Below are 269 nucleotides of genomic sequence, written 5' to 3'. Positions count from 1 at the left end.
CGACGTTATGGCGCATCGCATGGGCGCCCATCGTCATCGGCGCGCCTTCATAGTCGTGACCCAGATCCTTCAGCAGGAAGGGCACGCCGGCGAAGGGGCCGTTGAGGCCGGCGGCGATCTGCCGCCGGGCGCGGTCGCGCAGGTCGGCGGCGATGGCGTTGTATCGGCCATCGCACGAGTCGATTCGCGCCAGCGTCGCGTCGAGCAGTTCGTCCGGCGAGAGTTCGCCGGCGCGGATCAGCCCGGCAAGCGACGTGGCGTCATGATCG

At 69.5% G+C, this 269-nt stretch carries 1 pseudogene; it reads right to left on the bottom strand.

Annotated elements, in window-relative coordinates:
- Positions 1-269 (bottom strand): annotated as a pseudogene (locus GUI70_RS23365) (hypothetical protein); the annotation flags it as partial.

Source organism: Deinococcus alpinitundrae (assembly GCF_009982895.1).
Lineage (GTDB): Bacteria > Deinococcota > Deinococci > Deinococcales > Deinococcaceae > Deinococcus > Deinococcus alpinitundrae.
The sequence above is the reverse complement of the archived record's forward strand: the minus strand, read 5'-3'. Positions and strand labels throughout refer to the sequence as shown.